Annotated in this window: 22 protein-coding genes; 4 read left to right on the plus strand and 18 right to left on the minus strand. The window is 64.4% G+C overall.

The genetic code is table 11. The annotated features are described in order from the left end of the window. Positions 1 to 133 precede the first annotated feature (133 nt). Positions 134 to 865: a pirin family protein gene (locus OGL92_RS10835; RefSeq protein ID WP_263143614.1), complete on the plus strand. Its 732-nt coding sequence runs from the start codon at positions 134 to 136 to the stop codon at positions 863 to 865. Positions 866 to 1,094: 229 nt separating this feature from the next. On the opposite strand, the gene OGL92_RS10840 is transcribed toward OGL92_RS10835, so the two are convergent. After that, the gene (locus OGL92_RS10840; protein ID WP_263143615.1) at positions 1,095 to 1,862 is read right to left on the minus strand and encodes an SDR family oxidoreductase; all 768 of its coding nucleotides are present in this window, start codon (positions 1,860 to 1,862) and stop codon (positions 1,095 to 1,097) included. 131 nt (positions 1,863 to 1,993) lie between these two features. Between OGL92_RS10840 and OGL92_RS10845 the strand changes: the two genes are divergently transcribed. Continuing rightward, positions 1,994 to 2,428 carry a helix-turn-helix domain-containing protein gene (locus OGL92_RS10845; protein WP_263143616.1) on the plus strand — a complete coding sequence of 145 codons (435 nt, stop codon included), beginning with the start codon at positions 1,994 to 1,996 and terminating at the stop codon, positions 2,426 to 2,428. Positions 2,429 to 2,774: 346 nt separating this feature from the next. On the opposite strand, the gene glmS is transcribed toward OGL92_RS10845, so the two are convergent. From glmS to mnmG, 17 genes are all read right to left on the minus strand, one after another. Continuing rightward, positions 2,775 to 4,625, minus strand: coding sequence for a glutamine--fructose-6-phosphate transaminase (isomerizing) (glmS, locus tag OGL92_RS10850; RefSeq protein WP_263143617.1), 1,851 nt, complete (start codon positions 4,623 to 4,625; stop codon positions 2,775 to 2,777). Between the two features lie 19 nt (positions 4,626 to 4,644). Further along, positions 4,645 to 5,412, minus strand: coding sequence for a DeoR family transcriptional regulator (locus OGL92_RS10855; RefSeq protein ID WP_263143618.1), 768 nt, complete (start codon positions 5,410 to 5,412; stop codon positions 4,645 to 4,647). A 55-nt stretch (positions 5,413 to 5,467) separates the two neighbouring features. Beyond that, entirely contained in the window at positions 5,468 to 6,025 is a 558-nt protein-coding gene (locus OGL92_RS10860; RefSeq protein WP_263143619.1) for an AAA family ATPase, read from the minus strand. Positions 6,026 to 6,030: 5 nt separating this feature from the next. Beyond that, positions 6,031 to 7,389, minus strand: a complete 1,359-nt coding sequence (gene glmU, locus OGL92_RS10865; protein WP_263143620.1) for a bifunctional UDP-N-acetylglucosamine diphosphorylase/glucosamine-1-phosphate N-acetyltransferase GlmU — start codon at positions 7,387 to 7,389, stop codon at positions 6,031 to 6,033. A gap of 168 nt (positions 7,390 to 7,557) precedes the next feature. Further along, complete coding sequence (locus OGL92_RS10870; RefSeq protein ID WP_263143621.1) at positions 7,558 to 7,983, minus strand: F0F1 ATP synthase subunit epsilon; 426 nt, start codon at positions 7,981 to 7,983, stop codon at positions 7,558 to 7,560. Positions 7,984 to 8,084: 101 nt separating this feature from the next. Next, positions 8,085 to 9,461, minus strand: a complete 1,377-nt coding sequence (gene atpD / locus OGL92_RS10875) for a F0F1 ATP synthase subunit beta (RefSeq protein ID WP_263143622.1) — start codon at positions 9,459 to 9,461, stop codon at positions 8,085 to 8,087. A 30-nt stretch (positions 9,462 to 9,491) separates the two neighbouring features. Further along, the gene (atpG, locus tag OGL92_RS10880) at positions 9,492 to 10,352 is read right to left on the minus strand and encodes a F0F1 ATP synthase subunit gamma (protein WP_263143623.1); all 861 of its coding nucleotides are present in this window, start codon (positions 10,350 to 10,352) and stop codon (positions 9,492 to 9,494) included. A 50-nt stretch (positions 10,353 to 10,402) separates the two neighbouring features. Then, positions 10,403 to 11,947, minus strand: coding sequence for a F0F1 ATP synthase subunit alpha (gene atpA, locus OGL92_RS10885; RefSeq protein ID WP_263143624.1), 1,545 nt, complete (start codon positions 11,945 to 11,947; stop codon positions 10,403 to 10,405). A 21-nt stretch (positions 11,948 to 11,968) separates the two neighbouring features. After that, positions 11,969 to 12,505, minus strand: a complete 537-nt coding sequence (locus OGL92_RS10890; RefSeq protein WP_263143625.1) for a F0F1 ATP synthase subunit delta — start codon at positions 12,503 to 12,505, stop codon at positions 11,969 to 11,971. Between the two features lie 12 nt (positions 12,506 to 12,517). Next, a complete protein-coding gene (locus OGL92_RS10895; protein ID WP_263143626.1) occupies positions 12,518 to 12,988 on the minus strand; it encodes a F0F1 ATP synthase subunit B in 471 nt (156 codons plus the stop codon). Between the two features lie 58 nt (positions 12,989 to 13,046). Beyond that, positions 13,047 to 13,304, minus strand: coding sequence for a F0F1 ATP synthase subunit C (gene atpE / locus OGL92_RS10900; RefSeq protein WP_263143627.1), 258 nt, complete (start codon positions 13,302 to 13,304; stop codon positions 13,047 to 13,049). Positions 13,305 to 13,412: 108 nt separating this feature from the next. Next, positions 13,413 to 14,282, minus strand: a complete 870-nt coding sequence (atpB, locus tag OGL92_RS10905) for a F0F1 ATP synthase subunit A (protein ID WP_263143628.1) — start codon at positions 14,280 to 14,282, stop codon at positions 13,413 to 13,415. 16 nt (positions 14,283 to 14,298) lie between these two features. Continuing rightward, complete coding sequence (locus OGL92_RS10910; protein ID WP_263143629.1) at positions 14,299 to 14,706, minus strand: F0F1 ATP synthase subunit I; 408 nt, start codon at positions 14,704 to 14,706, stop codon at positions 14,299 to 14,301. A 164-nt stretch (positions 14,707 to 14,870) separates the two neighbouring features. Then, positions 14,871 to 15,743: a ParB/RepB/Spo0J family partition protein gene (locus OGL92_RS10915; RefSeq protein WP_263143630.1), complete on the minus strand. Its 873-nt coding sequence runs from the start codon at positions 15,741 to 15,743 to the stop codon at positions 14,871 to 14,873. 10 nt (positions 15,744 to 15,753) lie between these two features. Next, positions 15,754 to 16,542 (minus strand): ParA family protein, encoded by a 789-nt coding sequence (locus OGL92_RS10920; protein WP_263143631.1) that lies wholly within the window; start codon positions 16,540 to 16,542, stop codon positions 15,754 to 15,756. An 18-nt stretch (positions 16,543 to 16,560) separates the two neighbouring features. Further along, a complete protein-coding gene (gene rsmG, locus OGL92_RS10925; RefSeq protein ID WP_263143737.1) occupies positions 16,561 to 17,205 on the minus strand; it encodes a 16S rRNA (guanine(527)-N(7))-methyltransferase RsmG in 645 nt (214 codons plus the stop codon). Continuing rightward, positions 17,202 to 19,094 carry a tRNA uridine-5-carboxymethylaminomethyl(34) synthesis enzyme MnmG gene (gene mnmG, locus OGL92_RS10930; protein ID WP_263143632.1) on the minus strand — a complete coding sequence of 631 codons (1,893 nt, stop codon included), beginning with the start codon at positions 19,092 to 19,094 and terminating at the stop codon, positions 17,202 to 17,204. The genes rsmG and mnmG overlap by 4 nt, the downstream gene beginning before the upstream one ends. 587 nt (positions 19,095 to 19,681) lie before the next feature. Between mnmG and OGL92_RS10935 the strand changes: the two genes are divergently transcribed. Together OGL92_RS10935 and OGL92_RS10940 are read left to right on the plus strand one after the other, a co-directional pair. Next, positions 19,682 to 20,188 carry a sigma-70 family RNA polymerase sigma factor gene (locus OGL92_RS10935; protein ID WP_263143633.1) on the plus strand — a complete coding sequence of 169 codons (507 nt, stop codon included), beginning with the start codon at positions 19,682 to 19,684 and terminating at the stop codon, positions 20,186 to 20,188. Then, a complete protein-coding gene (locus OGL92_RS10940) occupies positions 20,161 to 21,135 on the plus strand; it encodes a FecR domain-containing protein (RefSeq protein ID WP_263143634.1) in 975 nt (324 codons plus the stop codon). Before OGL92_RS10935 ends, OGL92_RS10940 begins: the two co-directional genes overlap by 28 nt. Positions 21,136 to 21,264 lie beyond the last annotated feature (129 nt).

Here is a 21,264-nt window from a genome sequence, read left to right on the forward strand (position 1 = left end):
CAACCAGCGGAGCTGCTGTCATGGCTCCTCTGGTCAAACCGGTGATGTCGAAGGTATTGCCGCGCAAGAGATTCAGTAGCAGTCAAACGCGCATGAGTGCTCGATGTCATCCGCTGATAATTGGAGGCTTGATATGCAAATTTTCCGCGCCGAGCAACGGACAACCCATGGCCATGGCTCGTTTCACATCGAACGGGTCAAACCGGGCCTGGCTTATGCCAACAACAAAGACCCAGCCCTGGGGCCTCTGAGTGGATTTGACCACGCCACGCTAGGCGTCGGCACCCTGGTCAAGATGCATGAACACGTGAACGACGAGATCCTCAGTTACATGTGGAAAGGCACCATGCTTCACGAGGACAAGGCCGGCAACATCATCCCGATTTCCCGCACCAAGCTCATGATGATGAATGCCGGTAAAAGCTTCTGGCATGAAGAAAGCACGCCCGACGAAGCGGTCGAGATGCTGCAGATTTTCGTGCGGCCTCGCGAGGCCGATCTGTCGGGCCACGTGCATTTCCTGGAGCGCGCAGAAGGCACTCCGGTGGGTGAATGGGGATGGGTCGCGGGCCCGGAAGGCAGCGAAGCCCCCTTGATCATCCGCAATCAGGTGTATGTCTACGACGCGGTGTTGGAAGCTGACCAGCAGATCACCCCGGTAGCGCGACCCGGTCTGGTGTCCTGGCTGTACGTGCTGGACGGTGAGGTGATAGTGGACGGACACCCGCTTGGCAAGGGCGACGGCGTAAGTTCCGCACAAGCCCCATTGCCCTCCCTCCAGGCCAAGACGGAAAGCTCGCTCGTGCTGTTTTTGGTCGACATGACGGCGCCTTATTCGTTGGCCGGAACGATCAGCGGATCTTGAATCGATGGCTTCGGACGAAGAGATCACCCTCATCGGCGGTTCAACGGTGGTCTGTGGATCGAGTAGGTGGACGGTTATCGGCTTGTTGCGGCAACGCTTCCAGGCCGATAGCGGACGCCCGCTTCCGGGCACAGGTCCTGTGTCGGTTTCCGACGCTGCGTCGTCTTCCCAGGCCCGCTCCTGCGGGCCCCTCGGGACAATCCGATTCGTGACCCCATAAGCCGCGGCCCTACTCGCCCGCCCGCGCCGCTGCCATCTGGTCGTTGAAGGTCTGGAAGAATTGCGCATACCCGCCGTTCACCTCGGCGAAGCGCAGCGGTTTGACCCGCTCCACCAGGATTTCATCGGCATCGGGCGATCGCTGGAGGATTCCCATGACTTCGTCGATAAACGCCTTCAACGGCATCGCGTGCGGATCGTTCGCCTGACGCTCGCCCATCAGTTCGGTCTGTACGTAGGGCGGCACCAGTTCGTGGACGTTTACTGCCGTGTCCTTGAGCTGGTAGCGCAGCGACTGGCTGTAGGAATGCACGGCGGCCTTGATCGCACAGTAGCTGGGCGTAAGCGCCAGGGGCACGAAGGCCAGGCCTGAGGACACGGTGACGATCGCCGCATGGGGCTGCTTGAGGAAGTGCGGCAACAGCAGCCCGTCCAGACGAATCGGGCCCAATAGATTGGTGGCGACGGTGGCCTCGAGCTCGGTGGCGCCAGCGCGCAGCGATTCGCCGCGCATGATGCCCGCGCAGTGGATCACCGCGTTCAGCTTCGGGTAACGGGCGATGAGTTGCTCGGCGACTCGTTGGGTGCTTGCCGGGTCGCAGGTATCGAGTACCGCATAGTGCAGGCCCGGATTGGCCTCGACGACCTCCTTGAGCACCGACTCGCGGCGCCCGGCAATGATCACCTCGTTGCCCAGGGCCAGGAAGGCCTCCGCCAGCGCGCGACCGATTCCGCTGCCGCCGCCGGTGACCAGAAGGGTATTACCTGTAGTTTGCATGGCTGTCTCCAGTAAGCTCGGGAAAGTGCGGCGCCTCGTGCCGAGCGACCTGGATTACCATAGAGTCACTCGGCGCAGACGGGAAGTAGGCGCTGGAAAGTGCCGTACTAACCCGCAGGAAACCATGGCTCATGAACGATCCGCTGCAACCCGCCACTCGCCCTCCGCAATGGCCTCATGCCGGCGATCCACGCGACCCCGAACTGGATAGGCTGGTGCGCGAAATCATCGGTCGCATCGCCGACAAATGGACGATGTTGGTGATCGAGGCCCTCGCCGAACAGGGCTGCCTGCGGTTCACCCAACTGGCAGCGCAGGTCGGGGGCGTCAGCCAGAAAATGCTGACTAAAACCGTGCGCCAGATGGAAGCCGATGGCTTGCTGGTGCGAACCGTCTACCCGCAGGTACCGCCGAAGGTGGAATACCGCCTCACCGAGATGGGCATGAGCCTGGGGGAGGCATTTTGCGGCGTGTGGTTATGGGCTGAACGGCATCGCCAGGACATAGAGTCCTCGCGCCAGGCCTACCAGGCGCAGGCCATGCTGAATGGGGTGCGGGAGAGTTGAGGCTTACAAGTCCAGCGCGTTGGTGACCGCAGTCACCCACTACAAGCAGGTGGGGCCTGGGATGCGCTGGCCGACTCGATGCAAGGCCGTGCGCTGGATGAAAGTCCGACACCTGCAAAGGAGAATGACGCGGCCCGTTTGCGCTAGGCATCGCGTCCACTCCGAGGACCTGCGGTTAAAGCGCACCCGAGCCCCATCAAGCAGTGAACGAGCAAAATCTCCAGCGGTAACGGCGGGTCCCCGAGGAAGGCTCTGCGCTGAGCCTTCCTCGGGATAACCGGTAAGGGCTAGGGGGCGGCCGCCCCCGCGACAGTTTTCACCCTCCTGGACCCAGCTCGCCGCTCCCTCACTCCACCGTGACCGACTTGGCCAGGTTGCGCGGCTGGTCGACGTCGGTGCCCCGCAGCACCGCGACGTAGTAGGACAGGAGTTGCAGCGGCAGGGTGTAGAGGATCGGCGCCAGCACGTCGTCGATGTGCGGCATGGCCACCACCTGGGTGCCCGGGCCGGGGTCGATGCCGGCCTCGCGGTCGGCGAAGACGATCAGCTCACCGCCGCGGGCGCGCACTTCCTGCAGGTTGGACTTGAGCTTCTCCACCAGCTCGTTGTTCGGCGCCACCGTCACCACCGGCATGTCGCCGTCCACCAGCGCCAGGGGACCGTGCTTGAGTTCGCCGGCGGGGTAGGCCTCGGCGTGGATGTAGGAGATTTCCTTGAGCTTGAGCGCGCCCTCCATGGCCACCGGGAACTGGGTGCCGCGGCCGAGGAACAGGCTGTGGTGCTTGTCGGCGAAGAATTCCGAGACCTTCTCGATGGTCTTGTCCATGGCCAGCGCCTCGCCCAGGCGGGTCGGCAGGCGCCGCAATTCTTCCACCAGGCGTGCTTCCACGCCCGCCCCGAGGGTGCCGCGCACCTGGCCGAGGGCAAGGGTCAGCAGCAGCAGCGCGACCAGTTGGGTGGTGAAGGCTTTGGTGGACGCCACGCCGATCTCCAGGCCGGCCTGGGTCAGCAGGGTCAGGTCGGATTCGCGCACCAGGGAGCTGGTGCCGACGTTGCAGATGGCCAGGCTGCTCAGGTAGGACGAGGCCTTGCTGTCGCCGGACTTGGCGTTGCGCAAGGCGGCCAGGGTGTCGGCGGTTTCGCCGGACTGGGAGATGCTGACGAACAGGGTGTCGGCCTGCACGGCCACTTTGCGGTAGCGGAATTCGCTGGCCACCTCCACCTGGCAGGGGATTCCCGCCAGGTCCTCCAGCCAGTAACGCGCCACCATGCCGGCGTGGTAGCTGGTGCCGCAGGCGACGATCTGCACGTTCTTCACCCGGGCGAACAGTTCGGCCGCCTGGGGCCCGAAGGCCTGCACCAGGACGTGGTCGCTGCCCAGGCGGCCTTCCAGGGTGCGCTGCACCACCTTGGGTTGCTCGTGGATTTCCTTGAGCATGAAGTGGCGGTACTCGCCCTTGTCGGCGGCTTCCGCGCCTTCGTGGTACTGCACGGTCTCGCGGGTCACCGGCTGGCCATGCACGTCCCAGACCTGCACGCTGTCGCGGCGCAGTTCGGCGATGTCGCCTTCCTCCAGGTACATGAAGCGGTCGGTCACCTGGCGCAGGGCGATCTGGTCGGAGGCGAGGAAGTTCTCGCCCAGGCCCAGGCCGATCACCAGCGGGCTGCCGCTGCGGGTGGCGAGCAGGCGATCCGGCTGGGCCCGGCTGATCACCGCCAGGCCGTAGGCGCCGTGCAACTCGCCGACCGCGGCCTTGAGCGCGGCGGTGAGGTCGCCGAGGCTCTGCAGCTTGTGGTGCAGCAGGTGGACGATCACCTCGGTATCGGTTTCCGAGGTGAACACGTAGCCCAGGCCCTGCAGGCGCTCACGCAGCGGACCATGGTTCTCGATGATGCCGTTGTGCACCACCGCCAGCTCGTCGCCGGAAAAGTGCGGGTGGGCGTTGTGCTCGCAGGGCGCGCCGTGGGTGGCCCAACGGGTGTGGGCGATGCCCAGGCGGCCGCTCAGCGGTTCTTCGGCCAGGGCCCGCTCCAGGCTGCTGACCTTGCCGGTGCGGCGGTGCCGACGCAGCGCGCCGCCGTCGTCGATCAGCGCCAGGCCGGCGCTGTCGTAGCCCCGGTATTCGAGGCGCTTGAGGCCCTCGACCAGAATCGCGGCGATGTTACGCTCGGCGACCGCTCCCACTATTCCACACATGTCGATGCTCCTGTCGGGTTCACACGGCGGCGCAGACCAGCTGCACCCCGCGGGCTTGGATGAGTTCGCGCGCCGCGGGATCGAGGCGCTCGTCGGTGATCAGGCGATGAATGCTGCTCCAGGGCAGCTCCAGGTTGGGAATCCGCCGGCCCACTTTGTCGCTCTCGACCATCACGGTGACTTCGCGGGCGACGTCCGCCATCACCCGCGAGAGGCCGAGCAGTTCGTTGAAGGTGGTGGTGCCGCGTTGCAGGTCGATGCCGTCGGCGCCGATGAACAACTGGTCGAAATCGTAGGAGCGCAGCACCAGTTCGGCGACCTGCCCCTGGAAGGATTCCGAGTGGGGGTCCCAGGTGCCGCCGGTCATCAGCAGCACCGGCTCGTGCTCCAGCTCGCGCAGGGCATTGGCCACGTTGAGCGAGTTGGTCATCACCACCAGGCCCGGCTTGTGGCTCAGTTCAGGAATCATCGCCGCCGTGGTGCTGCCGCTGTCGATGATGATCCGTGCGTGTTCGCGTATGCAGCTCACCGCCGCCCGGGCGATGGCCTGCTTGTAGGGGGAAACCGGCTGCGCCGGCTCGGCGATCAATTCCTGGGGCATGGGCACCGCGCCGCCGTAGCGTCGCAGCAACAGGCCGTTTTTTTCCAGGGCGGCGAGGTCCTTGCGGATGGTCACTTCGGAGGTGGCGAAGGCCTTGGCCAGGGCTTCCACGCTGACTTCCCCACGTTCGGCCAGGAGCGAAAGAATGCTATGGCGGCGCTGCGGCGTGTTTCGTTTATTGATCACTAAGTTTCGATTCGAAATTTAATTTCGCGAATCAAAACCTAATGATCAATGCCCGTCAAGGGGCGCCGGACAGATTCAGACGATCGAGCACGAAGTCCACTCGCTCGGCCACCCCGATACGGGGCAGCTCGGTGACCCGGTAGCCGAGTTCGCCGTAAACCCGCCGCATGGCGTCGAAGGTGACGCGGGCCAAGGGAAAGTCCTGGCGGCGCTCATTGTCCTGCTCGAAGATTTCCGCCCAGGGCGGCGCGATGAAAACCTCCTGCGCATAGACCAGGCCGGTACAGCGACGATAGAAAGCGTCCTCGACCGGCAGGCCGCTTATCCGCAGGTAACCGATGATGTCCGGGGCGCCACGGTCGGCGAAGACCCTGCCCGGTTGGGCCAAGGCCCAGGCATGGCTACGAAGGTCCGCCGCGAGCATCCGTTCGGCGAACGCCCGCGGATCGCGCCAGGGCAGTGCCTGACCGGCGTTCTCCCGCTCTTCGCGGATGATTCGCCGACCTGCCTCGTCCGTGCAGGCGAAACCCCGCTCGCGCAAGGCGTCGATCAGCGTGGTCTTGCCCGAACCGGGCCCGCCGGTGATCACATGGATGCGCGCGCCCGTTTCCATGAAGCTCAGCGCTTGCGCGGGCGCTGCCAGCCTTCGATGTTGCGCTGCTTGCCGCGCCCGACCGCCAGGGAACCGGCCGGCACGTCGCCGGTGATGGTCGAGCCGGCGCCGGTGGTGGCGCCGTCGCCCAGGCTGAGCGGCGCCACCAGCGCGCTGTTGGAGCCGACGAACACGTCCTCGCCCAGCTGCGTGCGGTGCTTGTTGGCGCCGTCGTAGTTGCAGGTGATGGTGCCGGCGCCGATGTTGCTGCGCGCGCCGACGTCGGCATCGCCGAGGTAGCTGAGATGCCCGGCCTTGGCGCCCTCGCCCAGGCGGGTGTTCTTCAGTTCGACGAAATTGCCGACGTGGGCCTTCGCCTCCAGCCGCGTGCCGGGGCGCAGCCGCGCGAAGGGTCCGCAATCGGCGCCCTCGCCCAGCTCGGCGCCTTCCAGGTGACAGTTGGCCTTGACCACCGCGCCGCGCCGCAGGGTGCTGTCGCGGATCACGCAGTTCGGGCCGATCTGCACGTCGTCCTCGATCAGCACCTGGCCCTCGAGGATTACGTTGATGTCGATGGTCACGTCGCGGCCCACCTGCGCCTCGCCGCGCAGGTCGAAGCGGGCCGGGTCGCGCAGGGTGACGCCCTGGGCCATCAGGCGGCGCGCCGCGCGTTTCTGGTAGTGCCGCTCCAGCTCGGCCAGTTGCAGGCGGTCGTTGGCGCCCTGCACTTCCATGGCGTCCAGCGGCTGTTCGGTGGCGATCGACAGGCCGTCGGCCACCGCCAGGGCGATGACGTCGGTGAGGTAGTACTCGCCCTGGGCATTCCGATTGGAAACCCGCCCCAGCCAATCGGCCAGGCGCGCACCGGGCACCGCGAGGATGCCGGTATTGCCTTCGCGGATGGCACGTTGCTCGGGCGTGGCGTCCTTGTGTTCGACGATCGCCGTCACCGCACCCTCGGCATCCCGCAGGATGCGGCCGTATCCGCTGGGGTCGGCCAGGTCGACGGTGAGCAGCGCCAGGTGCTCGGCATCGACCTTCTCCAACAAACGGGTCAGGGTCTCCACCTCGATCAGCGGCACGTCGCCATAGAGGATCAGCACCCGCTCCGCTCCCAGGGCGGGGAGCGCCTGGGCCACCGCGTGGCCGGTGCCCAGTTGCTCGGCCTGCAACACGAAGCTCAGGTCGTCCGCCGCCAGGGTTTCGCGCACCTGGTCCGCACCGTGGCCGATCACCACCTGGATGCTGCGGGGACTCAGGCGGCGGGCGCTGTCGATGACATGGCCGAGCATGGAACGACCGGCTACCGGGTGCAGCACCTTCGGCAGGGCGGAACGCATGCGGGTGCCTTGGCCGGCGGCGAGGATGACGATATCGAGGGACATGCTGGAGTACCGGATACGAGGATGGCTGGAAACCGGAACCGGGGCGGCGCCGCACGGGGCCGGAGGCCCGCGACGGAAGCGGCATGCACGGAAGGCGCCCGGGGAACCGGAAAAGAAAAAGGGTAGCCAAGGCTACCCTTTTACTCGCTGACGATGAAGCCCGGCGGATCAGCCGCCGAATTTCTTGCGGATCTGCTGCACGGTGCGCAACTGGGCCGCGGCCTCGGCCAGACGAACCGAGGCGGCCGAGTAATCGAACTCCGCGCCTTTCTCGTTCAGGGCCTTTTCCGCCGCCTTGAGCGATTCCTGGGCAGCGGCTTCGTCCAGATCGTCCGCGCGCAACACGGTGTCGGCGAGAACCTTCACCATGCTCGGTTGGACTTCGAGGAAACCACCGGAGATGTAGAACACCTCGATGTCGCCACCCTGCTTGATCAAGCGGATCGGACCCGGCTTCAGGTCGGTGATCAGCGGGGCGTGGCCCGGCGCGATCCCGATGTCACCGAGGTTGCCGTGCGCAATCACCATCTCCACCAGACCGGAGAAAATCTCCGCTTCGGCGCTGACGATATCGCAATGGACAGTAATAGCCATACGCTAGCCTCACATGACAGGTCCGCTGCCAACCTGGAAGGCGATTCGCCTGGCCAGGATGGCGCCGAACCTGACGCGCCCGTCGCCGGGCGCTCAGGGGGTTACAGTTTCTTCGCTTTCTCGATGGCTTCCTCGATGCCGCCGACCATGTAGAACGCCTGCTCCGGCAGGTGATCGTAGTCGCCGTTGAGGATGCCCTTGAAGCCCGCGATGGTGTCTTTCAGGGAGACGTACTTGCCCGGCGAGCCGGTGAAGACTTCCGCCACGAAGAACGGCTGGGACAGGAAGCGCTGGATCTTACGGGCACGGGATACCAGTTGCTTGTCGGCTTCGGACAGTTCGTCCATGCCGAGGATCGCGATGATGTCCTTCAGCTCCTTGTAGCGTTGCAGCACGTACTGCACGCCGCGAGCGGTGTCGTAGTGATCCTGGCCGATGACGTTCGGGTCCAGCTGGCGCGAGGTGGAGTCCAGCGGGTCGACGGCCGGGTAGATACCCAGGGAGGCGATGTCGCGGGACAGGGTGACGGTCGCGTCCAAGTGGGCGAAGGTGGTCGCCGGGCTCGGGTCGGTCAGGTCGTCCGCGGGAACGTAGACGGCCTGGATCGAGGTGATCGAACCGGTCTTGGTGGAGGTGATGCGCTCTTGCAGAACGCCCATTTCCTCGGCCAGGGTCGGCTGGTAACCCACCGCGGACGGCATCCGGCCCAGCAGCGCGGACACTTCGGTGCCGGCCAGGGTGTAACGATAAATGTTGTCGACGAACAGGAGAACATCGTTACCTTCGTCGCGGAATTTCTCGGCGATGGTCAGGCCGGTCAGGGCCACGCGCAGGCGGTTGCCCGGCGGCTCGTTCATCTGGCCGTAGACCAGGGCCACTTTGTCGAGAACGTTGGAGTCCTTCATCTCGTGGTAGAAGTCGTTCCCTTCACGGGTACGCTCACCCACGCCGGCGAACACGGAATAACCGCTGTGCTCGATGGCGATGTTACGGATCAGTTCCATCATGTTCACGGTCTTGCCGACGCCGGCGCCGCCGAACAGGCCGACCTTACCGCCCTTGGCGAACGGGCAGACCAGGTCGATCACCTTGATGCCGGTTTCCAGCAGTTCGTTGCCGCCTGCCTGCTCCGCGTAGGACGGGGCCTTGCGGTGGATTTCCCAGCGCTCTTCCTCGCCGATCGGGCCGGCTTCGTCGATGGGGTTGCCCAGCACGTCCATGATGCGGCCCAGGGTCTTGACCCCGACCGGCACCTTGATCGCTTCGCCGGTGCTCGCCACGTCCAGACCCCGCTTGAGGCCCTCGGTGCTGCCCATGGCGATGGTGCGTACCACGCCGTCGCCCAGCTGCTGCTGGACTTCCAGGGTGGTTTCGGCACCCTGGACCTTCAACGCGTCGTAGACGCGCGGTACCGCGTCGCGCGGGAATTCCACGTCGATAACGGCGCCGATGATTTGAACGATACGTCCGCTACTCATTTCTGGTTCCTCTGAATATTTGAACCGTTCTTAAACCGCGGCAGCGCCGCCGACGATTTCCGAAATCTCTTGGGTAATCGCAGCCTGACGGGCCTTGTTGTAGATCAGTTGCAGATCGCTGATCAGGTCACCGGCGTTGTCAGTGGCGTTCTTCATCGCGATCATCCGCGCGGCCTGTTCGGCTGCGTTGTTCTCGACGACCGCCTGGTACACCTGCGACTCCACGTAGCGCACCATCAGGCCGTCCAGCAGCTCTTTGGCGTCGGGTTCGTAGAGATAATCCCAGTGGTGCTTGAGTTCCTGATCCGCATCGGCCACCAGCGGGATCAACTGCTCCACCGTGGGTTTCTGCGTCATGGTGTTGATGAACTTGTTGGAGACCACGGACAGGCGATCGATACGGCCGTCCAGGTAGGCATCCAGCATCACCTTGACGCTGCCGATCAGATCGTTGATCGAGGGTTCTTCACCGAGGTGGCTGATCGCCGCGACGACGTTGCCGCCGAAGTTGCGGAAGAATGCCGCTCCCTTGCTGCCGATCACGCAGAGATCGATCTCCACGCCCTGCTCGCGGTTCGCCGCCATTTCCCGGATCAAGGCCTTGAACAGGTTGGTGTTCAAGCCGCCGCACAGGCCCCGGTCGCTGCTGACCACGATGTAGCCGGCGCGCTTGACCTCACGCTCGTTCATGAAGGGGTGGCGGTATTCCGGGTTGGCGTTGGCCAGGTGACCGATCACCTGACGGATACGCTCCGCATAGGGACGGCTGGCCGCCATGCGCATCTGAGCCTTGCGCATCTTGCTGACCGCCACCTTTTCCATGGCGCTGGTGATCTTTTGCGTGCTTTTGATGCTCGCGATCTTGCTGCGAATCTCTTTTGCGCCTGCCATTTGACACCTATCGGGTTAGCAGGCGGGAGCCCGGAGGCTCCCGCTGCGGCTTACCAGGTTTGAGTGGCCTTGAACTTCTCGATGCCGGCCTTGAGGCCCGCGTCGATTTCGTCGTTGAAATCACCCTTCTCGTTGATCCGCGCCATCAGAGCGGCGTTATCCCGGTTGAAGTAGGCGATCAGGGCCTGCTCGAAGGCGCCGACCTTGGCGACGTCGATGTCCTGCAGGAAACCGCGCTCGGCGGCGTACAGGGACAGCGACATGTCGGCGATCGACATCGGCGCGTATTGCTTCTGTTTCATCAGCTCGGTGACGCGCTGACCATGCTCGAGCTGCTTGCGGGTGGCTTCGTCGAGGTCCGAGGCGAACTGGGCGAAGGCCGCCAGTTCACGGTACTGGGCCAGGGCAGTACGGATGCCACCGGAAAGCTTCTTGATGATCTTGGTCTGGGCCGCACCACCGACGCGGGATACCGAGATACCGGCGTTGACCGCCGGACGGATGCCCGAGTTGAACATGGCCGACTCTAGGAAGATCTGGCCGTCGGTGATCGAAATCACGTTGGTCGGAACGAACGCGGACACGTCGCCGGCCTGGGTTTCGATGATCGGCAGAGCGGTCAGCGAACCGGTCTTGCCGGTCACGGCGCCATTGGTGAACTTCTCGACATACTCTTCGGAAACGCGGGATGCGCGCTCCAGCAGGCGGCTGTGGAGATAGAACACGTCGCCGGGATAGGCTTCGCGGCCCGGCGGACGACGCAGCAGCAGGGAGATCTGGCGGTAGGCCACGGCCTGCTTGGACAGGTCGTCGTACACGATCAGCGCGTCTTCACCACGGTCGCGGAAGTACTCGCCCATGGTGCAGCCGGCGTAGGGTGCGATGAACTGCAGCGCGGCGGATTCGGAAGCACTGGCAGCCACCACGATGGTGTTGGCCAGGGCGCCGTTCTCTTCCAGCTTGCGCACCACGTTGGCGATGGTCGACTGCTTCTGACCGATGGCCACGTAGACGCAGCGGATGCCGCTGTCTTTCTGGTTGATGATGGCGTCGATCGCCAGCGCGGTCTTGCCGATCTGACGGTCGCCGATGATCAGCTCGCGCTGACCGCGACCGACGGGGATCATGGCGTCGACGGACTTGTAGCCGGTCTGCACCGGCTGGTCGACCGACTTACGCCAGATCACGCCCGGCGCCACTTTCTCGACGGCGTCGGTGGCGCTGGCCTCGATCGGGCCCTTGCCATCGATCGGGTTGCCCAGGGCATCCACCACGCGGCCAAGCAGTTCCGGACCGACCGGCACTTCGAGGATGCGGCCGGTGCACTTGGCGCTCATGCCTTCGGCGAGGGTCAGGTAGTTACCCAGGATCACCGCACCGACGGAGTCTTGTTCCAGGTTCAGCGCCATACCGTAGACGCCGCCCGGGAATTCGATCATCTCGCCGTACATCGCATCGGCCAGGCCGTAGATGCGCACGATACCGTCGGACACGCTGACGATGGTGCCTTCGTTGCGGGCTTGGGAAGAGACGTCGAGTTTCTCGATGCGTCCCTTGATGATTTCACTAATTTCGGAAGGATTGAGTTGCTGCATTGCTCTGCTGCCCCTTCAAACTCAGGATTTCAACGCTTCGGCCAGTTTCGCGAGCTTGCCGCGAACCGAGCCATCGATAACCAGGTCGCCGGCGCGGATGATCACTCCCCCGATCAGGGAAGTGTCTTCCACGGCGTGCAGACGCACTTCTCGGCTGAGCCGTGCGCTGAGAACCTTGGCGAGTTTGTCTTGCTGTTCTTGGCTCAATGCGAAGGCACTGGTGACGTCCACATCCACCGATTTTTCCTGCTCGGCCTTGTACAGCTCGAACAGCTCGGCGATTTCCGGCAACAGGGTCAGGCGACCGTTGTCGGCGATGATGCGGATGAAATTCCGTACATGTTCACTGAGTTTCTCGCCACACACCTCGACAAAGGCGTTGGCTTTTTCGTCGCTCGTCAGACGCGGCGCCTTGAGCACGCGCTGGAAGGTGTCGTCGTGCGACACCGCCGCAGCGAGGCCCAACTCGGCTGACCAGGCGGCCAGCTGCTGATGGGCCTGGGCGTACTCGAAAGCAGCCTTGGCGTAAGGTCGGGCCAGCGTGGTCAGTTCTGCCATGATCGTCCTCGCTTAGATTTCGGCGGCCAGTTTTTCAACCAGCTGCGCATGCGCGTTACGATCGATAGTGGCACCGAGGATCTTCTCGGCCCCGCCGACGGCCAGGCTACCCAGTTGGGCGCGCAGCGCGTCTTTGACACCATTCAGTTCCTGCTCGATCTCGGCCTGAGCCTGAGCCTTGACGCGCTCACCCTCGGCGCGGGCCTGATCGCGTGCTTCGTCGACGATCTGGGTCGCGCGCTTCTTGGCTTGCTCGATGATTTCAGCCGCCTGGGTCTTCGCTTCGCGCAGTTGCTGACCCACTTTCTCATGGGCCAGCTCCAGGTCACGAGCCGCACGACTGGCAGCGTCCAGACCTTCTGCGATCTTCTTCTGGCGTTCGCGCAAAGCCGTGATGACCGGAGGCCACACGAACTTCATGCAGAACAGCACGAAGATGAAGAACGCAACGGACTGGCCGATCAGGGTTGCATTAATATTCACGCCACACCTCGCTCGTTCGTTGTCCGTTCAATCAACCGAATCCAGATGGATCGGTGGATCAAGCCGGGATTTGACCAATGAACGGGTTAGCGAAGGTGAAGAACAGGGCGATACCGACACCGATCATGGTCACGGCGTCGAGCAGGCCGGCGACGATGAACATTTTCACTTGCAGCATAGGAACCAGCTCCGGCTGACGCGCAGCGCCTTCGAGGAACTTGCCGCCCAGCAGGCCGAAGCCGATGGCGGTACCCAGGGCGCCCAGGCCAATCAGCAGAGCAACGGCGATCGCGGTCAGACCAACTACAGTTTCCATTTTTCCTCCCGACTTTTATGTCGTATTGGTTAAGGTTTTTGAAGCGGTAAAGCAGAAACGGGGTTCCGAGCCTCTCGGGCATCGGCCATCAGGACGCGCGGGCACGCCTCAATGGTTGTCTTCGTGGGCCATCGACAGGTAGACGATGGTCAACATCATGAAGATGAACGCCTGCAGGGTGATGATCAGGATGTGGAACACCGCCCACGCCCACTGCAGCACCACGCCCAGGCCGCTGAGCCAGAGCAGGCCGCTGCCGAACATCACCGCGATCAGGATGAACACCAGCTCGCCGGCGTACATGTTGCCGAACAACCGCAAGGCCAGCGAAATCGGCTTGGCGATCAGGGTGACGAACTCCAGCAGGAAGTTGACCGGGATCAGCAGGATCTGCACGAACAGGTTCTTGCTGCCGAACGGGTGCAGGGTCAGCTCGCCGATGAAACCACCCAAGCCCTTGATCTTGATGCTGTAGAAGATGATCAGCGCGAACACGCAGAAGGCCATGGCCAGCGTGGCGTTCGGGTCGGTGGTGGACACCGCGCGGAACGGGATGTGGTGGTCGCCGGTGATCAGGATCGCCAGTTGCGGGATCCAGTCGACCGGAATCAGGTCGACGGCGTTCATCAGGAACACCCAGACGAAGATGGTCAGCGCCAGCGGGGCGATGACCGCGCTGCGGCCATGGAAGCTGTCCTTCACGCTGCCGTCGACGAACTCGACGAGTACTTCGACGAAATTCTGCAGGCCGCCGGGACGCCCGGAGGTGGCCTTCTTCGCCGCCATGCGGAAGATCAGCACGAAGATCAGACCCAGTGCGACCGACCAGCCGAGGGTATCGAGGTGGAATGCCCAGAACCCCATGGCCTTGGCTTCCGCCGCGGAGTGGGCGAAACCCCAGCCGCCGTCGGGAAGTTGGCCGAACGTCAGATTCTGCAAGTGGTGCTGGATATAGCCTGAAGCGGTTTCTGCTGCCATGGTTGCCTCAAACGCCCTAAGGTCTCGAAAGTCTTGTTCTCATCAGCAGGGGCGCGAACCAGTTGACCGCCTGGATCAACAGGAAGACACCGAATACCGCCAGCGCTTCCAGGGGTTTCACACCTGCGAACGTCAGTGCGAAGAGCACCGCCGTCAGAATCAGTTTTCCCGCCTCGCCGGCATAAAAGGACCGGACGATGGCTTGCGCGGCCCGCGCCACGCCGAAGCGGAACGCCTTGTGGGCGAAATACAGGTTCGGTAGCCAGGCGATCAGGCCACCACAGAGACCGGAATAGCCGGCGACCGGACCGCGCCAGAGCCACAGCATGAGCGCGGCGAGCAGGCAGGCGACCAATTGCGCCAGGAGTACCGGGAAAACCGGGAGGCGATGGAGCGGCAGGCGGTTGGGCGTGCGAAGGTCCATCGTGATTCCCAATTCGGCTCTCTGGATCGGCCCCTCCAAATCAATGACTTGGCATACTTTGTGCCGACAAAATGCGCGCAGAGTATAGGGGGCGTTCCCCACCCGTTCAACTGCCGGGTAGTGATTTCCGACTGTTCGCTACAGGCGTTGCATCGCCAAATGTTTCAGCGGATGTGAGCGAGGACACCCTGCAGTTCGTCGAGGGAGTTGTAGCGGATCACCAACTGGCCTTTGCCCTTCTGCCCATGCTTGATCTGCACGGGAGAGCCCAGCCGCTCTGCCAGGCGCTGTTCGAGGCGACTGATGTCTGGATCGGCCTTTTCCGGCTCGGCCGCTTTCTCCTTGCCGCCCAGCCACTGGCGTACCAGGGCTTCGGTCTGCCGCACGGTGAAGCCCCGTGCGACAACGTGTCGCGCCCCTTCGACCTGTCTTTCGGCGGGCAGCCCGAGCAGCGCGCGGGCGTGGCCCATCTCCAGATCGCCATGGGACAGCAGCGTCTTGATTTCCTCGGGCAGAGCGATCAGGCGCAGAAGGTTGGTGATGGTCACCCGCGATTTGCCCACCGCTTCCGCGACCTGCTGCTGGGTCAGCTGGAATTCCTGCTGCAGGCGCTGCAGGGCGACGGCTTCCTCGATGGGGTTGAGGTCTTCGCGCTGGATGTTCTCGATCAGCGCCATGGCGATGGCGGCCTCGTCGGGCACCTCGCGAACCAGCGCCGGAATGCGTTCCAGCCCGGCCAGCTGGCTGGCCCGCCAGCGCCGCTCGCCGGCGATGATTTCGTAGCGACCGGCGGACACCGGACGCACCACGATCGGCTGCATCACGCCCTGGGCGCGGATCGACTGGGCCAGTTCCTCGAGGGCCGCGGGGTCCATGTCGCGCCGCGGCTGGTACTTGCCGCGCTGGATCACCTCCAGCGGCAGGTGCTGCAATTCGCGGGTGTCGGCCTGGGCGGCTTGCTCCTGGAGTTCGCTGACGCTGCTTCCCCCCAACAGGGCGTCCAGGCCACGTCCCAGACCTCGTTTCTTGGCGGCCATGCGGGTTTCCTTATGCGTTTGCGGTTCGGGCGGCGCTGCGCTGGCGGCGGGACAGTTCGCCAGCCAGGGCCAGGTAGGCGAGCGCGCCCCGGGATTGCTTGTCGTAGACCAGCGCCGGCATGCCGAAACTGGGGGCTTCGGCGAGGCGTACGTTGCGCGGGATGACGGTGTCGTAGAGCTTGTCGCCGAAGTGTTCCTTCAACTGCGCCGAGACGTCGTTGGTGAGGCTGATGCGGGGGTCGTACATGGTGCGCAGCAGGCCTTCGATCTTCAGCGACGGGTTGAGCAGCTTGCCGATGCGCTGGATGGAGTTGACCAGATCGGTCAGGCCCTCCAGGGCGTAGTACTCGCACTGCATCGGGATGATCACGCCGTCGGCCGCCACCAGGGCGTTGACCGTGAGCATGGACAGTGACGGCGGGCAGTCGATGAGGATGTAGTCGTAGTTCTCGCGCACCGGCGCCAGGGCCTCGCGCAGGCGGTTTTCCTTGGCCGGCATGTCCAGCAGGGCCACTTCCGCGGCGGTGAGGTCACGGTTGGCCGGCAGCAGTTGGTAGCCGCCGTGCTCGGAGAACTGCATGGCGTCCACCAGGCTGCATTCGCCGATCAGGACGTCGTAGATGGAGTAGTCCAGGGCCAGTTTGTCCACGCCGCTGCCGGTGGTGGCGTTGCCCTGGGGGTCCAGGTCGATCAGCAGCACGCGCCGCTTGGTGGCGACCAGCGAAGCGGCCAGGTTGATGCAGGTGGTGGTCTTGGCGACACCGCCCTTCTGGTTGGCGATGGCGAATACTCTAGCCATGGTCGGCGTCTTTCCCGGTCATAGGGTGCGGCGCAGTATCAGCAGATGACGCTGACCTTGGCAACCCGGCACGGCCAGGGCGTTCGCGCTTTCCAGGCGGAAGTCCGCCGGCAGTGCGCCCAGCTCGTCCGCGGGGTGCTGGCCCTTCATCGCCAGCCAGCGGGTCTCGGCGTCGCCGAGGTGGCGGGTCCAGACGGCGAAGTCTTCCAGGGAGCTGAACGCCCGGGAAACGATGCCGGCGAACGGCCGCTCCGGTTGGAAGGCTTCCGCCCGGGCGTGCACGACATCGAGGTTGTCCAGCTTCAGCTCCAGCTTGACCTGGGTGAGGAAGCGGGTCTTCTTGCCGTTGGAGTCGAGCAGGGTGAAACGCCGCTCGGGAAACAGGATCGCCAGGGGAATGCCCGGCATCCCGCCGCCGCTGCCGACGTCCAGCCAGTCGGCCCCGCCGGCGGCGACGAAGGGCACCACGCTGAGGCTGTCGAGCAGGTGCCGCGAGACCATTTCGTCCGGGTCGCGTACCGCGGTGAGGTTGTAGGCCTTGTTCCACTTGATCAGCAGGGCCAGGTAGGCGAGCAGGCGAACCTGCTGCGCCTCGGTCAATTCGACGTCCAGTTGGCGCGCGCCCTGGGCGAGCTCGTCGGCGTGGCGGGAGACGGCCATCAGGCGCTCTGCTCCAGGCGCCGGCCGGCGCCGCGTTTCTTCAGGTGGATCAGCAACAGCGAGATCGCCGCCGGGGTGACCCCGGGAATCCGCGAGGCCTGGCCGAGCGTTTGCGGGCGGGCCTGGCCGAGCTTGTGCTGGATCTCCTTGGACAACCCGGAAATCCCCAGGTAGTCGAGGTCGTCCGGCAGGGCGGTGTCCTCGCTGGCGCGCAGGCGGGCGATTTCCTCCTGCTGGCGGTCGATGTAGCCGGCGTACTTGGTCTTGATCTCCACCTGCTCGGCGACCTGCGGGTCGTCGACGCCGCCGTCGGTCAGCGCGACCAGGGCAAGGTAGTCGATCTCCGGGCGGCTGAGCAGGTTGAGCAGGTTGTATTCGTGGGTCAGCGGCGTGCCGAAACGCGCGGCGATGGCATCGCCCTGGGGCGTGTTCGGGCGTACCCAGGTGCTTTTCAGGCGCTGTTCTTCCCGCTCGATCGCTTCGCGCTTGGTGCAGAACGCCGCCCAACGGGCCCCGTCGACCAAACCCAGTTGACGACCTTTCTCGGTGAGGCGCAGGTCGGCATTGTCCTCGCGGAGGATCAGCCGGTACTCGGCCCGCGAGGTGAACATGCGGTAGGGCTCCTGGGTACCCAAGGTGATCAGGTCGTCCACCAGCACGCCGATGTAGGCCTCGTCGCGGCGCGGGCACCAGGCGTCCTTGCCCAGGGCGCGCAGGGCGGCGTTGGCACCGGCGAGCAGGCCCTGGGCGCCGGCTTCTTCGTAGCCGGTGGTGCCGTTGATCTGGCCGGCGAAGAACAACCCGCCGATCACCTTGGTCTCCAGGCTGTACTTCAGGTCGCGGGGATCGAAGTAGTCGTACTCGATGGCGTAGCCCGGCCGCACGATGTGCGCGTTCTCCATGCCACGGATGCTCTGCACGATCTGCAACTGCACGTCGAACGGCAGCGAGGTGGAGATGCCGTTGGGGTAGAGCTCGTGGGTGGTCAGGCCTTCGGGCTCGAGGAAGACCTGGTGGCTGTCCTTGTCGGCGAACCGGTGGATCTTGTCCTCGATGGACGGGCAATAACGCGGCCCGACGCCCTCGATCACCCCGGAGTACATCGGCGAGCGATCCAGGTTGGCCGCGATGATCTCGTGGGTGCGGGCGTTGGTGTGGGTGATCCAGCAACTGACCTGGGCCGGGTGCTGCTCCTTCGAGCCGAGGAAGGACATCACCGGGATCTGCGTGTCGCCGGGCTGTTCGGTCATCGCCGAAAAGTCCACCGAGCGGCCGTCGATGCGCGGCGGGGTGCCGGTCTTCAGGCGGCCGACGCGCAGCGGTTGTTCGCGCAGGCGCTGGGCCAGGGCGATCGACGGCGGGTCGCCGGCGCGACCGCCGGCGTGGTTCTGCAAGCCGATGTGGATAAGTCCGCCGAGGAAGGTCCCGGCGGTCAACACCACCGCTTCGGCGAAGAAACGCAGACCCATCTGGGTCACCACGCCCCTGACCTCGCCGCCCTCGACGATCAGGTCGTCGCAGGCCTGCTGGAATATCCACAGGTTGGGCTGGTTTTCCAGGATGTTCCGGATCGCCGCCTTGTACAGCACACGGTCGGCCTGGGCACGGGTCGCACGCACCGCCGGGCCCTTGCGGCCATTGAGCACGCGGAACTGGATACCGCCTTTGTCGGTGGCGATCGCCATGGCGCCGCCCAATGCATCGATTTCCTTCACCAAATGGCTCTTGCCGATCCCGCCGATGGCCGGGTTGCAGCTCATCTGCCCGAGAGTCTCGACGTTGTGGGTGAGCAGCAGGGTTTTTACCCCCATCCGCGCGGCCGCCAGCGCGGCTTCGGTACCGGCATGGCCGCCACCGACCACGATCACGTCAAAACGGGAAGGGAAATCCACCACGCACCTCGTGCCTGTTGAAGGGGAAATTGGGAAGGGCGGCAAGTATAGGGATTTCCCCGGATCGAATGAAGCCTTATTGCACAAAAATTAGCCAATCCTGAAACGACCGCGCCGAACCGCGCCCGGCTTATCCACCTGGCGGTTAATAGAAATAGATAGAGAGAAATTTTTAAAAAGCTTGTTTACTGTGTTTATGAATGGTGAATCGGTTTTCTGTGAATAACTACTTCAAGCCTTTGTATTTTAAGAATTTAAATGACGTATAAGGCTGTGCCGAAGCTGAGGGGTTCCTGGCGGAAAGCGGTCAGTAAGCTGTGGAGGAAAGCCCTACTTATGCACAGCCCCCTTTAACCACAGGGTTGCGGCTGGGTTATCTACCTCGCTCAGGGCGGGTTTTCCACAGGGCTCCGGAACCGGTCGGGCAGCGATTGGACGCGAGGAAAACTATGCCGGTATAAAGAGCGGAGAACGCGCGCTGCGGCTTCATCGGTGGATCGACTCGGAAGGAGGTGTGGACAAGGTTGTGGCGGTCGTTGCCAAAAGTTAATAATATCCATTATCAAAGACACTTCAGTCCCGACCCCATGCCTTTCCAGACCCATACGACTGCCGTCCAGCGTATCTACGAGCAGCACCATTCATGGCTGCAGGCGTGGCTCAGGGGCAAACTGAACAACGCTTGCGATGCCGCCGACGTGGCCCAGGACACCTTCGTGCGCCTGCTCGGCGCGCGCAATGCCTTGCAGATTCGCGAGCCTCGCGATTACCTGGTCACGGTGGCGCGAGGTCTGTTGATCGACCGCTACCGTCGACGCACCATCGAGCTCGCCTACCTCGACAGCCTGGCGGCGCATCCCGAGCCGGTGGTCATCAGCGAGGAAGACAAGGCCCTGATCATCGAGACCCTGGTGGCGGTGGACAAGGCACTGGCCGGACTCGGCGCCCGGACCCAGCGGATTTTCCTGATGTCCCAGGTCGAGGGGTTGACCTACCAGCGAATCGCGGAGCAGTTGCAGCTGTCGCTGACTACCGTGAAGAAACACATGATCCGGGCGTTCACCGAATGCTCGATGATCCTGGCCAGCCCATAGTGGGCGCCCTTCCCGAGCGCCGGGTGTTCGAAGCGGCGGCCAGCTGGTACGTGCAATTCCAGGCCGAGCCGCCGACTGCCGCCCAGCGCTTGGCCTGGCAGCGTTGGCTCGACAGCGATCCGGCGCACCTGCTGGCCTGGAATCACCTGGAGAACCTGCAGCGTAACCTCGGCGCCATGCCCGGCGACCTCGCCCAACGCGCCCTGGCCAGCCCGCGCCGGCGCCGGCAGGTGCTCAAAACCCTGTTGATCCTCGGCGGCACCGGTTACCTCGGCTGGAACCTGCAATCGCACTCGGGCCTTGCCAACGTCTGGGCGGACTACCGGACCCGCACCGGCCAACGCAAGGGGATCGACCTGGCCGATGGCAGCCGGATCGAGCTGAACACCGCCACAGCCATCGACGTGCTGTTCGACGACGCCCAGCGGCTGATCCGGGTCCGCGAGGGCGAAATCCTCGTGCGCACCGGAAAGCGCGGGGACACGCGGCCGTTCTTCGTCGAGACCGCCGAGGGCCGCGTCCAGGCCTTGGGGACACGCTTCTCGGTCCGGCAGTTGCCCTCCAGCACCCGGGTCGGCGTACTGGAGGACAGCGTCAGCCTGCAACCCGCCGACCCGGCGGCGCAAAGCCGGCTGCTGAAGGCGGGCGAGCGCGCGGATTTTTCCGCCCATGGCGTCGGCCCCAGCCAGGCGTATCGCGCTGCGGAGGTCGCCTGGATCGAAGGCCAACTGATCGTGCTCGACGCCCCCCTGGGCGAGGTGATCGACGAGCTCGCGCGCTACCGACCGGGCGTCCTGCAATGCGAGGCGCGGGCGGCCCGGCTCCGGGTGTCCGGTGCGTTCCGCCTGGACGCCAGCGATCTGGTCCTGGCCAATCTGCAGGCGACGCTACCGATCCGCGTCGATTCCTTCACCCGCTACTGGGTATCGATCAAGCACCGCGGCTGAGCGCCGACGCTCGATCCGCATCCGGGGGTGATCTTTTTTCATTCTGGTGCGGCTCTAGGGTAATCGCGATGAACGCGACCTCCGCAACCCTCAGGGCCCACACGACAATGCGCTTCCCTCCGATCCCGT

It is taken from the genome of Pseudomonas sp. RIT-PI-AD (assembly GCF_025642785.1).
In the GTDB taxonomy this organism is placed as follows: Bacteria; Pseudomonadota; Gammaproteobacteria; order Pseudomonadales; family Pseudomonadaceae; genus Pseudomonas_T.

What these genes read in the sequence shown, in the direction of transcription:
- OGL92_RS10845 (WP_263143616.1), top strand. Translation starts at nt 1,994, where the DNA reads ATGAACGATCCGCTGCAACCCGCCACTCGCCCTCCGCAATGGCCTCAT.
- atpA (WP_263143624.1), bottom strand. Translation starts at nt 11,947, where the DNA reads ATGCAGCAACTCAATCCTTCCGAAATTAGTGAAATCATCAAGGGACGC.
- atpD (WP_263143622.1), bottom strand. Translation starts at nt 9,461, where the DNA reads ATGAGTAGCGGACGTATCGTTCAAATCATCGGCGCCGTTATCGACGTG.
- OGL92_RS10935 (WP_263143633.1), top strand. Translation starts at nt 19,682, where the DNA reads ATGCCTTTCCAGACCCATACGACTGCCGTCCAGCGTATCTACGAGCAG.
- OGL92_RS10890 (WP_263143625.1), bottom strand. Translation starts at nt 12,505, where the DNA reads ATGGCAGAACTGACCACGCTGGCCCGACCTTACGCCAAGGCTGCTTTC.
- atpE (WP_263143627.1), bottom strand. Translation starts at nt 13,304, where the DNA reads ATGGAAACTGTAGTTGGTCTGACCGCGATCGCCGTTGCTCTGCTGATT.
- OGL92_RS10910 (WP_263143629.1), bottom strand. Translation starts at nt 14,706, where the DNA reads ATGGACCTTCGCACGCCCAACCGCCTGCCGCTCCATCGCCTCCCGGTT.
- OGL92_RS10860 (WP_263143619.1), bottom strand. Translation starts at nt 6,025, where the DNA reads ATGGAAACGGGCGCGCGCATCCATGTGATCACCGGCGGGCCCGGTTCG.
- OGL92_RS10835 (WP_263143614.1), top strand. Translation starts at nt 134, where the DNA reads ATGCAAATTTTCCGCGCCGAGCAACGGACAACCCATGGCCATGGCTCG.
- OGL92_RS10915 (WP_263143630.1), bottom strand. Translation starts at nt 15,743, where the DNA reads ATGGCCGCCAAGAAACGAGGTCTGGGACGTGGCCTGGACGCCCTGTTG.
- glmS (WP_263143617.1), bottom strand. Translation starts at nt 4,625, where the DNA reads ATGTGTGGAATAGTGGGAGCGGTCGCCGAGCGTAACATCGCCGCGATT.
- glmU (WP_263143620.1), bottom strand. Translation starts at nt 7,389, where the DNA reads ATGTCCCTCGATATCGTCATCCTCGCCGCCGGCCAAGGCACCCGCATG.
- atpG (WP_263143623.1), bottom strand. Translation starts at nt 10,352, where the DNA reads ATGGCAGGCGCAAAAGAGATTCGCAGCAAGATCGCGAGCATCAAAAGC.
- OGL92_RS10920 (WP_263143631.1), bottom strand. Translation starts at nt 16,542, where the DNA reads ATGGCTAGAGTATTCGCCATCGCCAACCAGAAGGGCGGTGTCGCCAAG.
- atpB (WP_263143628.1), bottom strand. Translation starts at nt 14,282, where the DNA reads ATGGCAGCAGAAACCGCTTCAGGCTATATCCAGCACCACTTGCAGAAT.
- OGL92_RS10870 (WP_263143621.1), bottom strand. Translation starts at nt 7,983, where the DNA reads ATGGCTATTACTGTCCATTGCGATATCGTCAGCGCCGAAGCGGAGATT.
- OGL92_RS10840 (WP_263143615.1), bottom strand. Translation starts at nt 1,862, where the DNA reads ATGCAAACTACAGGTAATACCCTTCTGGTCACCGGCGGCGGCAGCGGA.
- OGL92_RS10940 (WP_263143634.1), top strand. Translation starts at nt 20,161, where the DNA reads ATGCTCGATGATCCTGGCCAGCCCATAGTGGGCGCCCTTCCCGAGCGC.